Source organism: Pseudoxanthomonas sp. X-1 (assembly GCF_020042665.1).
Classification (GTDB): Bacteria; Pseudomonadota; Gammaproteobacteria; order Xanthomonadales; family Xanthomonadaceae; genus Pseudoxanthomonas_A; species Pseudoxanthomonas_A spadix_A.
Genome location: NZ_CP083376.1, coordinates 567,091 through 581,749 on the forward strand (window position 1 = coordinate 567,091; position 14,659 = coordinate 581,749).

The following is a 14,659-nucleotide window of genomic DNA, read 5'->3' on the forward strand; positions in this document are numbered from 1 at the left end:
ATTACGGACGCAGGTGTCCGCTTAGTCAGGAACTCTAGCCTACTTTTTCCGCAGTCGAGCGGTTCCTATCGTGGCGGCCAGTCACGTCTGGAGACGCCGCTTTGTCCATTTTTTCATCTCCCAACGGAGCGAATGCGGCCGGTGGCGGCCGCGCCCTGTTCTTCATTGCGCTGGGCCTGTTCGGGCTGTATGCAGTCGAGTTCGGCGTGGTCGGCATTCTGCCGTCGATCATCGAGCGCTATGGCATCACGGTCGCCGGGCGGGCTGGCTGGTCGGACTGTTCGCATTGGTGGTTGCCGTCTGCGGACCGGCGATGGTGCTATGGCCGTCGCGCTTCGACCGGCGCAAAGTGCTGGCCGGCGCACTGCTGGCGTTCGCGCTGTGCAGCCTGCTGTCGGCATGGGCGCCGGACTTTGGCGTGCTGATGGCGCTGCGCGTACCCTTGGCGCTGCTGCATCCGGTGTTCTTCTCGGTGGCCTTCGCCGCGGCGGTTTCGCTGTATCCGCGCGAGCGCGCCACGCATGCCACGGCGATGGCCTTCGTAGGCACCAGCATGGGGCTGGTGTTGGGCGTGCCGCTGACGGCGTGGATCGAGGCCCAGGTCTCCTATGAGGCGTCCTTCTACTTCTGCGCGATCGTCAACCTGGCGGCCGCGGCCGGCGTGTGGATCATGCTGCCGCCGCGGGACGTCACGGAGGCAGGCGGCCGAGGGCAGCCGTTCGCGGTTCTGCGCAAGCCGGTGCTGTGGCTGTCGATCGGCATGGCGGTCTGTGTGTTCGGCGCGATGTTCTCGGTATACAGCTACACGGCCGAATACCTGGCGCGCGAAACCGGCCTCGGCGGCGAGGCGATCAGCGTGCTGCTGGTGGTCTTCGGCGTCGGCGGTGTGCTCGGCAACCTGCTCGCCGGCCGGTGGCTGGGTCGCAACCTGGTCGGCACCGTACTCGGCTATCCCATCGCGCTGGCCCTGGCCTACGCGGTGCTGCAGGTCTTAGGCTCCCCGTCGTTTGCGGCGATGCTGCCGGTCTGCCTGCTCTGGGGCGCGGCCCATACCAGCGGCCTGATCGTAAGCCAGGTCTGGATGGCCTCATCGGCTCCGGAGGCGCCGGAGTTCGTCACCAGCCTCTACGTTTCCGCAGCCAACTTCGGCGTGGTGTTCGGTTCGGCCGTCGGCGGTGGCCTCATCACCTGGGCCGGCATGCCCGGCGCGATCTGGAGCGGATGGCTGTTCGCCACGCTCGCAGTGATGTTCGTCGTTGCACGACGCGGCCTTGGCGAACAGGCTGAGTAGTGCGGGGTGGGGTAAGAATTTTGCTCGTCTCCTTGTAGGAAATTTCCTACGCGCCATGGATCGCAGCCCCACGGCCACAGGTGGCGAGGCCATCGATGAGGACCGTTCGTCGGCTGCATTCTCCGCAGCGCGATAGTGCTCCCACTTTAAGAATCTGGCGCCGATGAATAGGCGCGAATGTCACATGACGGTAACAAATGCTCGCCTAGGTTCGGGCGTGCGCGCACTCACGCGCGTATATCACGGACTATGTCCAAGGAGCATGAAGATGAACGCCAAGCATTCAGTTTTGGCGGTGGCCTGCGTCGTCCTGACCGCAGGCATCTCAGGGGCGACCGCTTCCGACCTGCCGGGTTCAAGCCCGGCTAATCCGCTGTCGGCAGAGCAGGCCTTCGAGGTCGATGTCCAGGGTGTGGCGAAGGCATTGCAGATTTCGCCCGACGCGGCGCGAAGCCGCCTCAACGTGGAACGCAATCTTCGTCCGATTCTCAAGCGGGTACGCAGCCAGTACGCGAACCGGCTCGCCGGCGTCTACATCGAGCACGAGCCGACGTCGCGACTGGTCGTGCGCCTGACCGGTTACGAGGCGGTGCGACCAGAGTTCCACCAGTTCGGAGCCGATCGGCTGGAGGTCAGCTACGAGCTGGGCGCCGACCACACGCTCGCCGACCTGCAGCGCACGTTCGACGCGAAGTTCCCGGCGCTGATCGAGCGTGTGCCGGGCGTGCAGGGCGGCTACGTCGATCAGCGGACTGGTGAGGTCGTCGTGGATGTGCTGAAGGATTCCCGACTCGGCAAGCTCGCCGACGTCCAGCGGCTCGCAGTGGGCCACTTCGACTTCAAAGCCCCTGTGCGGATCGAGACGATGGACGCGCCGCTGGTCAACCAGGTCGTGAAGGGTAGCGGCAGCCTGACGTTCACGCAGGCCAGCACGTCGGGAGTCCAATGCACAGGCGCCTTCACGGTGCGCACCACCGCGTCGCCGATCAGCTACGGCACGTTGACGGCCGGCCATTGCCAGCCGGACAGCAGCACCAGCTTCAACTATGCTGAAGCGCTGACATCCACGACGATCCACACGCTCACGTTGCAAGGGGTCAACTTCACGTCATCGGCCGACGTCGGCTGGGCGCGCGTATCCAACAGCGCGAGCGACGTGTCGAATGAGTTCTATGTCGGCACCTGGCGTGAACTCGAAGGAGCGATCCTAAAGGAGGATCTGGCGCCGAATATGTCGTTGTGCCGCTACGGGCGCAACGGCGGCGCTGGTTGCGGCTTGGTGCAAGCGACGAACTACAACCCCGGCAGTACCTGTGGCCCGGGTCTGGCGATCGGCACTGGTACCAGCTCGTGTTCGTCGACCTATGTGGACGTGCAAACTGCGTCGGGCCTGTGTGTAAGCGGGGACAGTGGTGGGCCGTGGATCAACAGCGAAAACCTCGCAGCCGGTGTCCATAAGGCGGGTTCCGGCACGCGTTGTGTGTTCACGGCAATCGATGAAATTGCTGCGCTTGGCGTGCAGTTGGTCCTGTAGGTTTCGCGGTTTCTCGCCGCAACGCGCGATCGGCCGGGTCTTCTGGCCGATCGCCATCTGGAGCACGGAAACCCACGTCCTTCAATTCGAGGGAGGTGAGCCCTCGAAGTCTGCGGTCAGCAAGTGCTCACTCACGCCATCGAACGCGGTTAATCCATCGCCCCTACGCACGAGCCTGACACGGCTGCGATCAGGGGTGGGCGCGACAGGGGAAGGGACTTTGCGGATGTAGGTGACGACGCCACTATCGAACCTCACATTCCATGCGTAGTTCCCGTTGGTTGGGGAGGCCAACCATCCTGATGAAGACGTCCAATAGTAGGCGGGCGGAGTGTTCGGAAAGACCGCGGTGTCTATCGCAGGGTTAGTGGCGTCGGGATCGACAAGGGACTCCAGTTCGCGCGCGTTGGGAACGCGCCAATCATAGTAGCCTTTGTAGCGCTGCTCATTCGCGATCCGTGCGACTTGAATCGCGTCCGCCCACGCTTGGAAGATGATGCCGTCGCCGTCGCCGTCGCAGTCCTTGCCCGCTTGCCCCCACGTGCAATGGTCCCACACAAGCCCGGTGGCGCGATCCTCGACTACTCCTTGGCCGGCATGTACCTCGAAGCGGTCACGTCCTTCTTGGGAGGCTTCCGATGCCCGCCATTCGCCGTTGACCAATACCACGCGGGAGAGCCACATGCTGGCTGGACCGTCGCACAAGGTTCCCGCAACAGCTTGCCTACATTGATAGGTTCCACCGCTGCTCACGCCGTCGTAGCAGGTAACATGATTCATGATGGGATTGCTTGCGCGAACGGTCGAACTCCAATAGCAGGGGCTGCCCTGCATGTTCGAAAGGACCGGGAAGTACGCCGGATCGATGGAGGGAGCCGACCTTGCGAAGTGCTTTATTGACGCGCCCTCGCGCCTTGTAGGCAAACGCCAACCCGAGGCAAGACCACAGCGCATGGTCGCGTTAGCGTGGCCAATGAAGCTTCCGTCGTCAGTACGACTAGCTTCATCCCATCCCGCATCTGCGAGGTTCCCTAGCGCCCAGGTGAGACCCGTTACGTTGTCACGCACGCAAGCCCAATCGGTTGGCTGCGGATTCTCGACATCCTCGGGCTTGGGCGGAGGCGACGGGCAATCGCCTTCACCTTCGGCCATTCCGGACATGCATAGACGTGTGAAATCAAAACCGAACTCGCCGCCACCGATCTTTGCGATCCGACCCATCGCTACCGCGGCGTCGCGACCATACCGTGCGTCTTGCCGAGGCAACGGAGAGCCGTCGCCGGAAGTCGCTTCCTCACAGGGAGTCGGAGCGTTGCCAGTCGTGTAGCAATCGGCTTGCCCGGTGTCGTTCAGTAGGCCGATGGCTTCGCCGGCATTTGCGATGCCCGCGATCCAGGCGGTCACTGCAAGCGCCGCGAACAACGCGGCACGGTGTGCGGAAATGGTCACGATCTTGCTCCCCTTGACTGGCTTGCCGTGGAGCTTCGAGTCTGCGTACAGCGCAACCTCCACGCTCTTACCCGACCATTACGGGAGCTTTACCAGCGATTTACGGCCGCCAAATCAATGCCTTTCGCGTCCCCGTACTTCGTCGGCGGCTTCGCCAGCGCGTCGGGAACAGTGCGCTCGCCGGCCAGGCGGCGGGCGCGTGCAAGCGTGGTCCGCCAGGCATCGGCGTTGGTAGCGTGGTAGACGCCGAGCTGGACAAGGGCCGCGGTGTAGTCCTGATCGGCCCAATGCGCGATGCGGCTGGCGAGCCGGGCGGCCGCTTCCATGTCGCCTTGGCGCACCAAGAACTGCGCGTAGGCGGTGATGACCTGGATCAGGTCGAACGGCATGCGATTGGCCTCGGCCTGTGCCAGGGCGGTCTCAAACCCGCTTCGGGCGCCGGCGTCGTCGCCCTGTCCGGCCGCCGCGGCTGCCTGTGTGAGCGCGGCATACAGCCCGATCGTCGCGTCGTTCGGAAAGGCGTGGGCTTGCGCCTCGGCTGCGGTGGCGACCTCGACCACGCCCTGCACGTCCCCGACGCGCTGGCGTGCCGCCAACAGCCGCCAGCGCGCGATGGCGGCCATGCTGTTGTCCGGGGTGTTCCAATCGGAGGCAAGTGCGGACCGGATGCGGCTGGACCCGGCCTCCCATGCGGCGCGCTCGAAATCCAGCTCGGAGGCGACCAGTTCGCGCACGGCCATCAACGCCGGATCGGCCGGCGTCGGCCGGCCGGCGAGCGCATGCAGGAGTACGTCGGCCTCGCGCAGCCGGCCGTTCGCCAGCAACACGCGGGCGCGGAGTAGATCGATGTGCGCCGCTTCCACCGGGTCGCCGATGCGCTCGCGCAGCGCGCGCAATCGCGGCTCGAACGCGAGCGCTGCGGCCGGTTGCAGCAGGGCCAGATGCGTGGTGGCGAGGTTCATCGTCGCACCGACTTCGCCGCTCGCGTCGCCCGCGCGCGCCGATAGCTCGGCAGCGGCTTCAAGGCGCGGAATGGCCTCGGCCTGGCGATACTGCCACGCCAGCATCAGCGCGACGTTGCTTTCGAGCCGGGCCAGGGCGGCCGGATCGTTCGCGGCTTCGAGCGCGATGCGCGCCTGTGCGAATGCCCGTTCGGCGTGCTCGAAGTCGAGCGTGGCGACGAACCGGCCACCCAATCCATTCCAGACACGGCCGAGCGCAGCGCGCGTCTCGACATCCGTGTCGGCGCCGGGACCGAGTGCCGCGATGGCCTGCTCGTAGTAGCGCTGTGCCTGGTCGAAGTCCCCGAGTCGGAAAGCGGCCTGGCCGGCGCCGTGCGCGGTCTTGCCGGTCAACAGCACGTTGCCACGACCGTCGAGGTCGGCCAGGAGTGCGGTGAACGCCGTCAGGGCGCCATCGGCGCGGCCTTCCTTGAGCGCCAAAGTGGCTTCCTCGTAGCGGATTTCCGGCAGCAGCCGATCCGCGTCCGGCAGGGCGGCGAGCACCGAACGGGCCGTCTCGAGTCGATCGGCGGCGAGCGCGGCACGAAGCTGCACCAGCGGCGGCGCATCCGGTGCGGTGACTGCGGCGTCGCCGAGCGGCGACCGACTGCCGCCGGCGAAGAAGGCCAGCGCCGCCACGCCGGCGACGCTCGCGCTGACGGCCAGCACCAGCGCGGCCATACGTGCAGGACGGCGACGTGGCGCGGTGCGCGGTTGCGGATGAGCGAGGGGTGTATCGGCTGGTGCACCGGCTGATTCCATGCGGGCGCCGGCGTCGATCGTCGAAACCGCGACCTCGGGCAGCCAGCGAAAGCCAAAGCGCGGCACGGTACGGATCGCCTGCTGCGCTTCGCCAGAGTCCCCGACGATGCGCCGTGCGCGGCCGATGATCTGGCCGAGCACGTTGTCTGTGACGTCCACGCGCCCCCACACCGCGGAGATCAGCTCGTCGTAGCCGACCGCGCGATCGCGGTGCTCGATCAGATATGTCAGTGCATCCAGCACCTTCGGCTGGACGGTCATCAGCTGATCGGCGCGCCACAGTTCGCGGCGCGAGGGAATCAAGCAGAAGTCGCAGAAGCGATAACAGGTGGATTCGTTCACGGCCAACTACCTACACCAGGCCAGCGATCGACAGTGCGCGATCGCGCGGGCATCGCCCGTCGGCTATCGGCTGGGAGCCGCCGCGTGTGGTCAGCGGGACGCCGAACGAGACTCAAATACCTGCGCGTCGAGAATACCATCGCTGTCACGCGATGGTGTCTTTCCAGCTGCAAGCCCGACATGCTGACGCAGCCGCTGCGGGGTGATCCGCAGCATTAAGGGTTTACACACACCGGGTAAAGCGCCCGTAAGGGTCTGGTGCACGCGACGGGGCGTCGCGCCGCGCAGACTTCCGGCGCCGCGGGAAGCCGCGGATTTCAGCTGGCGCAGTACGCATGGCCAGCGCATCACTGCCGCATAGGCAGCCTGTGAGAAACCCTGCGCGGAACGCAGAGGCGCGTGGTCGTCGCGAAGGAGCGCGTGGATTGAAACAAGCAAATCAATGCGTCACCTGGTGCGGATCGGAGCTGATGCTGGAACTGGAACAAGGACCCGAACAGGACCTGACACCGCAGCTGGAAGCGGAACCGGCTCCGACCGCTCCCCTCATCGAACACGTTCTGTCCACATACCGAAAGGATCGCGCGCCCGTCGTCGTCCAGATTGGCCGGATCGACCATGCGATCGCGCTTCTGACCCGCTCGAATCTGGCGGGCATGGACGTCACCGCGATCACGCGCAGCGACATCGCGGACTACCGAGCCGCACGAGAGGCCATCGGCATCCTGCCGCAGACGGTCCACCGCGAGCTCAGTACGCTGCGCGCCGCCGTGCGTCTGGCGCACCGCGAAGGTGTCATCGCGAAGATCCCGCCGATCCCGATGCCACCACGCGGCAGTCCGCCATCGCGCGCGCTGACAGCGGACGAAACGCGGCGCTTGCTCCGAGCCGCGCGTATGAAGGGACCGCGCTGCGAGCTGTTCGTGCGTCTGTTCCTTGCAACCGGTGCCCGGCCCGCCGCCATTGTCGAACTGGAGTGGTCCCGCGTCGATCTTGACCAGCAGATCATCGACCTGCGCAGCTCAAGCCCGCTTGCGCCCCGGATGAAGCACCGGGCCGTCGTGCCGATCACGCGAGAGATGGCCGTGTACCTGCGCGCCTGTCGAGATCGACCGCCGGCGCCCCGAACGCGCGGCCGACGGTCCACTCTGCCGCCGTCGCGCGTGGTCGGCGTCACGCTCGGTACCGCGCGCCAACAGTTCACCGAGGCCGCGGCCGCGGCCGGTCTCGCCGGCGTGACGCCGCGGACGCTCCGTCACACCGTCGCGACGCATCTGCTCCGCAACGTGCCGCTGGTGATCGCATCGCGCATGCTCGGGCACAGCTCGGTCAGCGTTACGTCTGACATCTACGGCCATCTGCTGACGCGAGACCTTGAGCCGGCCGCGGATGCACTGGATCAACTGGTCCGCACGGCGTTTACGTCGGGAGCTTGGTCGGACGAAAGCGAACCAGCGCAGGAGGTCCGCCCGCTCCGCGTGGCGGTGCCCGGCACGACGCTGCATTGAGGACCGGTCGCGGCAGTGCAACCCGCGCCGTCATGCGCGTGGGGCCGCCGTTCCAGAGCGCCGCTTCCACATGAGCCGAAATTGCGTGGCGATCACCAACAGGGCAATGCTCACCAGTGTCACTCCAAAGCCCGATAGCGTGATCTCGCGGCCCTGGAGCGGCCGCGCATCGCTGGCGAAGATCAGGTGTGGGAAGTACAGGCCGAACAAGCCGACCGCCCCGACGGCGATGCGCGAAGGGAACAGGACCCACAGCGCAATGATCGCCGCCGCCACGCCGGCATAGATGCCGCGCAGGAGGTGCGCTTGTTCGATCTGCACGTACCACAGGTAGGTCATTTCAAACATGACGTAGTGAACGGCCAGCGCGAGCGCGGCGCTGACCAGGAAGAGCACCAGGGCGGTTCGCTTGCTCATTACGCTCACCGCGCTCCGTTGATGATCTCTTGATGGTTCTGCTGCCACACCTTCTGGACCTGTGGACCCCAACCGATCCCCGGGATGTTCTCCAGCGCGGGATTCTGCCGCCAGTTGTTGCCTTCCCCGTAGCTGCGCAGGACGGTGCCGCCCTCGCCAATCTCGCCGTAGCGCATCACGAAGCCTTCGGCCAGGCCGTGCTCGCCCGCGATGGTGTAGTTCACGGTGACGTCGGTATACCGGGCCGGGTCCGGCGAGGCCACGGTGAACGAGCGAACGTAGTTGCTGTCGCCCGCCGTCGGAATGGGGCCGACGTTGTTGCGCGTTCCGTTGGGACTGGCCGGGCTGTCGTTGCCGGGTGTCGGGTTGTTCTTGAACCCCTCGCCAGCCTGAGCACCTGACAGCGAACTATTCGTCTGCACGTTGTAGGTGTGGAAAGATCGATCCGACGGGCCGACGCCGGTCGCGCCCACCGTGTTCGGGAATGGCGAAATGGCGGGCACGGACTTGTTCTCGGGCTGGATGTAGATTTGCCCGTCCTTGACGACGGATCGGCGGCCGTCCGGATCGATGAACTTGTACGGGTTGTTGTTGCCGTAGTGGTAGCGATTGAAGCTCTGACCGGTCTTGGGATCGGCTTTCACCGGGTCCACCGAGACGAAGCGTGCGTGTGCAGCACCCGTCGTCAGACACGCCACGATCCCTGCTGCCGCGATAGCCGTCTTCATAGCTGCCCCCTGGTGTCCTTTTCCTGGTCGATGGATTGCAGATAGCGCGTCCGGTTCTGTGCCGTCGGCGGATGCCATCCGAGCGCTTCGGCCTTCGTGAACCATTCGAGGTTCGCTCGGCTGCGCATCGCGTAGTCGGCCTGCAGCCCGGGCGGGATGTCGGTCGGTCGCGCATAGCGGCTGTTGTAGCGCTGCTGGAGTTGCAGGTAGTAGGCGTTGGCCTTCTGGATGATGGCGACCACGTCGGTTGGATTGGCCGCCAGCACCATGTCCGCAACCGCCATCAGATCGTCGGCGCGGCCCTGGGCGGCCAGCGCTTCCATCAGCGTGCTGGCCATCACGCCGACCGCCTCACGCGGCGCCAGCGGCCGCAGGTAGATTTCGGTCTCGAGCGCGCGTGTGCTGATGTCCAGGTCGCGCTCGTAGCTGCTATCCCATTTGTAGCCGCCGGCGGTCGCCTCGACGTTCAGCCAGCTCTCGCCGTCGGCGAACTTGGTCATCACGTGCTCGGGGCCGGTCGCCAGCGTGACCACCAGGCCGAGCCGCTGGCCCAGGATCGTCACCAGGACCGGCATCGATACGCAGTTGCCCTTGCGCGTGCGCAGGTAGGTGGAGAGCAGCTTGTTCTCGCGCCGGCGACCCATCGGGTCGTCGAGGTCGTAGCGGAAGGGACGATGGTCGTTCCAGTCGCCGGCGGTGTAGAGCGTGGACAGCAGCACGTCCATGCGGGCGCGTGGCGTCAGGCCGGCGGGGGTGCGGGAGACGACGGCGCGGGTCAGCCGGTCCAGCTCACGGCCAACGGCCGCCGCATCGACGTTCGGATCGATCAGACGATCAATCGCGATCTTGGCCGCCGCGAAGTCCACGGCTTCATCGGGCTGGACGAGGTGCCGCTGCAGATCGGCAAGGGCCGAACCAGGCGCGGCCTGAGCGGCGCAGGCACACAGAAGCAGGAGGCCAACCCCCCCGAGCGTCCGAGCGAAAGATCGCTTCCCCATGCCGTCGTCCCTGGCAACCCTCAAGCCACCATAACCCGGGGCCGAGCCGCCGGGCAATCGCTGAAAGCACCACACCACGCGTGTAGGGTCGCTCCACCTGCCTGCATTGCAAGTTTATCATTTAAAAACAGTCACTTGATCTTCACTTTCTGGTTGCAAAAACGTGCGCGCCGGGTCGAAGATGGCCGTGCCATCCGGGCGTCAGACAGGGCGTACATGGCCCACGGCCAAGACAGCTTCCTTCCATTGCCGCCGGTACTCGCCGACGAGGAATCCTGCGCTGACGCGCGGGACTTCGACGCCTTCATGCGCCAATCGCGAGGGGCCTTGGTCAAACACCTGCGCGCGCATCTGCCGTCGGACGCCGACGCACAGGACGCGGCCCAGGAAAGCCTGCTGCGGTTGCTGCGCTACCGCGGCGAAGCGCCCGGCGCCTGGCGGCCGTTGCTGTACCGGATCGCCACCAATGTGATCGGCGAGTTCTACCGCCGCCGCGGCACGCACCGGGCGGCACACCATGTGCCGCTGGACACCGTCCCGCTGGTCTCCGAGGCGGTCGAGCACGAGGAACGCATCGAACGCAGCCAGCGGCAGGCGCTGCTGCGCGCGGCCATCCTGGCGCTGCCGGCGCGCAGCCGGCAGATTTACCTGCTCAGCCGCGTCGACGGCCTGTCCTACGCGCAGATCGCCGCGCGGTGCGGGATCACGGTCAAGGCGGTCGAGGTGAGCCTGTCGCGCGCGCTGGGCGCGATTGCCGCGCATGTAGGGGCCGGGAGCGGTCGTGCATCCTAATCATCGCATGGACGACACCGACGATATGTCAGGTCAACAGGCTCATCACTGGTTCGCGCGATTGCGCGCGCCCGATTGCAGCGCCGAGGACCGCGCGGCCTTCGAGCGATGGCGGGACGACCCGCAGCATGCGGCCGCCTACGCGAACCTGGAGGACCTGTGGGCGATCACCGGCGATCTGGCGCAGGAAGACCCGGACATCGCCGCCGCCGTGCGCGAAGCACGGCGCGCCGACGCGCGGTCGTGGCGGTCGCGCTGGCGCTGGCCGCTGCTGGCAACGGCGGCGTCGGTGCTGCTGGCCTTGTTCCTCTTCCTGTCGCTGCCGCCTGCGCAAGGCCCGGCCCACGCGTACGCGACCGCGACCGGCGAACAGCGCACCGTCACGCTGGAGGACGGTTCGCGCGTGGTGCTCGACACCGCGACCCGGCTCGACGTGCAGTACGGCCGGCACGAGCGCCGCCTGGTGCTGCGGCAGGGGCGGGCCGACTTCCACGTCAGCAAGGACCCGGCGCGGCCGTTCACCGTCCGGGCCGGCGCCTCCGCCGTCACGGCGACCGGCACGCAGTTTCAGGTGCGGCTCGACGGCGCTGCCGGGGAGGTGACGCTGCTGGAAGGCCGGGTCGTGGTCGCATCGCGGCTTACGGCCGGCGAAGCTGCCTTGTCGCCGGGAGAGCGCGTGGCTGTGCTTGCAGGCGGCACGCTCGGGACGGTCCAGCGCTTGAGTGACGCCGACCGGGCCAGCGCGGAAGGCTGGACCAGCGGACAGCTGGTGGTGCAAGCGTGGCCGGTGGCGGCCCTGGTCGCCGAGGTCAACCGCTACGGCGGCACGCCGTTGCGCCTGGGCGACGCGGCCGTGGGCCGCATGCCGGTTAGCGGCACGTTCGATCCGAAGGCGCCGGAAGCACTGGCGCTTGCCTTGGAGCACGTCTGGCCGGTGCGCGTGGAGCACAGCGCCGGCGAAATCGTGCTCTACGAAAAAAAGTGACGCGAGTCTGTAGGGGACACGCTTCTCGCTGCATCGGTTGTTGTGATGGCCCATGACCGTCCGCTGACGGTGGCATGGCGGCCAGCCCACCACTAGGGGACACACGATGATCGAGGGACGCAACAACCGGGGACGCCAGACGTTGGCGAGGCGACCGCTCTACGCAGCCTGCTTTCTGGCGTTGACGGCCTGGGGCGGCATCGGCCCGGTCCATGCGCAAAGCAGCGAGGCGCCGCGCGTCTATGCGATCGATGCCGGCACGCTGGAGGGCGCGCTGAACCAGCTTTCGCGCCAGAGCCAGGTGCAGATCGTGTTCCGGCCGGACCTCGTGGCCGGCAAGCGGGCCGCCGCGATCTCCGGACAGCTGACTTGGCGGCAGGCGCTCGAACGGCTGCTGCTCGGAAGCGGGCTGGAGTACCGGCAGGTCGCCGATAAGACGATCGTCATCCAGGCTTCGGAACCGCGGCCGGCGCCGCCCGCGCCATCCGTTCGGGCGCCGAAGGCGGCGCCGGCGCCAGCCGTGCGTGCCGACGCGCCCGTGGCGGATCTCGAGCGTCTGACGGTCACCGGCACGCGTATCCGTGGCGGGACGACACCCTCGCCGGTCACGACTATCGGTTCGGAGCAAATCGAGGAAGAAGGCTTCAACGATCTCGGCGAAGTCGTCCGTTCGGTTCCCCAGAACTTCACTGGCGGCCAGAACCCGGGCGTTTTCATGGGGAACGTCACCGGCGGCGGCATGGCCAACCAGAACGTGACCGGCGGTTCCAGCCTTAACCTGCGCGGTCTCGGCCCGGATGCCTCGCTGACGCTGCTGAACGGGAAGCGATTGGCGTACAGCGGCTTCGTGCAGGCCGTCGACATCGCGGCCATTCCGGTGGATGCCGTCGATCGAGTTGAGATCGTCGCAGATGGTGCCTCAGCGATCTACGGTTCCGATGCCGTGGGCGGCGTCGCCAACGTCATGCTTCGTCGAGACTACGAGGGCGTTGCGGTCGGTGCGCGCTACGGCAGTGCGACCGACGGCGGTTTATCGACGAGGGAATACCACGCCACGGCGGGCGCTGTGTGGGCGACCGGTGGCTTGATAGCGACGTTCAAGGACGCCTCGGCCGATCCGATCTATGCCGCGGAACGCTCCTACAGCGATCACCTGATCGATCCGACCACCATCTACGCGGGCAGCGAACTGCGTAGCGGGCTGGTAAGCGCTCATCAGTCGCTTGGCGATCTCGTCGAACTGCGCCTGGACGCGCTGCGCACCGAGCGTGAGCAAACCTACAACTACTACGCCGGCAGCCTATCCATCTACAACGCAATGAGGCCCGAAACCACGACCTCGTTCCTGGCGCCGAGCCTCGATTTCACATTGCCGAACGACTGGGCACTCTCGTTCGGAGGTGCCTGGGGCAAGGACGAGTTCTTCACCGACCATGTTCGAGTCGACACTGGCACGAACGTCGCTACGCCGCTCTTCTACGAATGCCACTGCAACGAGAGCAGGGTCTACGAGACATCGGCTGAAGGTCCGTTGTTCCGGACGAACGCGGGCGACGCCCGTCTCGCGGTCGGCGCGGGCTACCGTAGGAACGAGTATTCCTGGAACGATCATCTGGCAGGCGCGACGAAGGCACGGGGCACGGAGAGCAGCCGCTTCGGTTACATGGAAATCAATCTGCCGCTGGTTGGCGCTCAATCGAACGTCGCGGGCATCGAGCGGCTGATCGTGACGGCTGCTGTGCGCAGTGAAGACTACGACAGCTTCGGCCGTGTCACGACGCCGACATTCGGCGCGATCTACGGCCCCAGCGCCGACTTCACTGTGAAAGCGACATGGGGAAAGTCCTTCAAAGCGCCTACGCTGTTCCAGCGCAACTACGCGATGATGGCCCACCTATTCGACCCGAGCGCTTTCGGTGCGACCGACTACGCTGAGGGCGACACGCTGCTGTACTTGAACGGCGGCAATCCGGATCTGGACCCGGAGCGAGCCAGGACGTGGACGGCCTCGCTCGCGTTTCACCCCGAGTCGCTGCCGGGTCTGGACGCTGAACTGACCTTGTTCCGCGTCGACTATACCAGCCGTGTCATTGAGCCCAACGCGGGCTACGGCGCCTTAGACAATCCCATCTATGCGGAATTCGTCGACCGCTCCCCAACGACGGAGCGGCTGGCCGACATCATTTCTCGCGTCGATGCGTTCTACAACTATACGGCGGCGCCTTACGACCCGGCGAGCGTGATGGCGATTCTGGACGTGCGGTACGTCAACGCCAATCGCCAGCGCGTCAAAGGCGTGGATCTGTCCGGGTCGTACAGATTCGATCTCGGTCCGGGCCGATTGACGATACGCGGTGCCGCCAGTTGGCTCGACAGCACACAACAGACCAAAGGCATGCCCGATCCGTACGACCTGGCCGGTACCCTTTTCAATCCTGCGAAGGTCAACGGCCGCATCGGGGCGGTCTGGAGTCAGGGCGGGTTCACCGCTTCAACCTTCGCGAACTACACGGGTGGCGTCACCAACACCCTGGACAACGTGAAGTCCGCATCGTTCACGACGTTCGATGCCACGCTGCGTTACGACACCGGGGAGCGCGGCGACGTCTGGTCTGGACTGGAGTTCGCACTCGCAGCACAGAACCTCCTGGATCGTGCGCCCCCGTTGTACGCAATCGACACGCCCCTCTATGTGGCGCCCTACGACTCAACGAACTACTCGGCCATCGGCCGATTCTGGAGCCTGTCGGTGACAAAGCGCTGGTGACGCCGCTGGAACGTGCGCCATTTGAGACACCGACGACATCGGAGCGAACGTGTGGCAATAGTTTGGACGACGAAGACCGCAAGAT

The 14,659-nt window shown here is 66.1% G+C and carries 11 protein-coding genes; 6 read left to right on the forward strand and 5 right to left on the reverse strand.

Features of this window, described 5'->3' with window-relative positions; genetic code table 11:
- Positions 1–70: 70 nt before the first annotated feature.
- Together LAJ50_RS02490 and LAJ50_RS02495 are read left to right on the forward strand one after the other, a co-directional pair.
- Complete coding sequence (locus LAJ50_RS02490; RefSeq protein WP_224096443.1) at positions 71–1,291, forward strand: MFS transporter; 1,221 nt, start codon at positions 71–73, stop codon at positions 1,289–1,291.
- 268 nt (positions 1,292–1,559) lie between these two features.
- Positions 1,560–2,825 (forward strand): hypothetical protein, encoded by a 1,266-nt coding sequence (locus tag LAJ50_RS02495; protein ID WP_138652100.1) that lies wholly within the window; start codon positions 1,560–1,562, stop codon positions 2,823–2,825.
- 81 nt (positions 2,826–2,906) lie between these two features.
- Here LAJ50_RS02495 and LAJ50_RS02500 read toward each other — a convergent pair whose 3' ends face one another.
- Positions 2,907–4,274, reverse strand: coding sequence for a DUF1566 domain-containing protein (locus tag LAJ50_RS02500; RefSeq protein ID WP_138652102.1), 1,368 nt, complete (start codon positions 4,272–4,274; stop codon positions 2,907–2,909).
- Positions 4,275–4,363: 89 nt separating this feature from the next.
- A complete protein-coding gene (locus LAJ50_RS02505) occupies positions 4,364–6,379 on the reverse strand; it encodes a winged helix-turn-helix domain-containing protein (protein ID WP_138652104.1) in 2,016 nt (671 codons plus the stop codon).
- Between the two features lie 470 nt (positions 6,380–6,849).
- Here LAJ50_RS02505 and LAJ50_RS02510 point away from each other — a divergent pair, with 470 nt between their 5' ends.
- Positions 6,850–7,887: a tyrosine-type recombinase/integrase gene (locus LAJ50_RS02510; RefSeq protein WP_171044555.1), complete on the forward strand. Its 1,038-nt coding sequence runs from the start codon at positions 6,850–6,852 to the stop codon at positions 7,885–7,887.
- Positions 7,888–7,917: 30 nt separating this feature from the next.
- Here LAJ50_RS02510 and LAJ50_RS02515 read toward each other — a convergent pair whose 3' ends face one another.
- Genes LAJ50_RS02515 through LAJ50_RS02525 form a run of 3 tightly spaced genes read right to left on the reverse strand, consistent with a single transcriptional unit; the run spans position 7,918 to position 9,898 of the window.
- Entirely contained in the window at positions 7,918–8,304 is a 387-nt protein-coding gene (locus tag LAJ50_RS02515; protein ID WP_138652108.1) for a hypothetical protein, read from the reverse strand.
- A 5-nt stretch (positions 8,305–8,309) separates the two neighbouring features.
- Positions 8,310–9,032 (reverse strand): hypothetical protein, encoded by a 723-nt coding sequence (locus LAJ50_RS02520; protein WP_138652110.1) that lies wholly within the window; start codon positions 9,030–9,032, stop codon positions 8,310–8,312.
- On the reverse strand, positions 9,029–9,898 hold the full coding sequence (locus tag LAJ50_RS02525; protein WP_171044556.1) for a transglutaminase family protein: 870 nt from the start codon (positions 9,896–9,898) through the stop codon (positions 9,029–9,031). Before LAJ50_RS02525 ends, LAJ50_RS02520 begins: the two co-directional genes overlap by 4 nt.
- Positions 9,899–10,165: 267 nt before the next feature.
- Here LAJ50_RS02525 and LAJ50_RS02530 point away from each other — a divergent pair, with 267 nt between their 5' ends.
- The 3 genes from LAJ50_RS02530 to LAJ50_RS02540 all read left to right on the forward strand — a co-directional run bounded on the left by LAJ50_RS02530 (position 10,166) and on the right by LAJ50_RS02540 (position 14,574).
- Positions 10,166–10,822, forward strand: coding sequence for an RNA polymerase sigma factor (locus LAJ50_RS02530; RefSeq protein WP_138652114.1), 657 nt, complete (start codon positions 10,166–10,168; stop codon positions 10,820–10,822).
- A gap of 7 nt (positions 10,823–10,829) precedes the next feature.
- Positions 10,830–11,807: a FecR family protein gene (locus LAJ50_RS02535; RefSeq protein ID WP_138652116.1), complete on the forward strand. Its 978-nt coding sequence runs from the start codon at positions 10,830–10,832 to the stop codon at positions 11,805–11,807.
- Between the two features lie 106 nt (positions 11,808–11,913).
- The gene (locus LAJ50_RS02540; protein WP_138652118.1) at positions 11,914–14,574 is read left to right on the forward strand and encodes a TonB-dependent receptor; all 2,661 of its coding nucleotides are present in this window, start codon (positions 11,914–11,916) and stop codon (positions 14,572–14,574) included.
- Positions 14,575–14,659 lie beyond the last annotated feature (85 nt).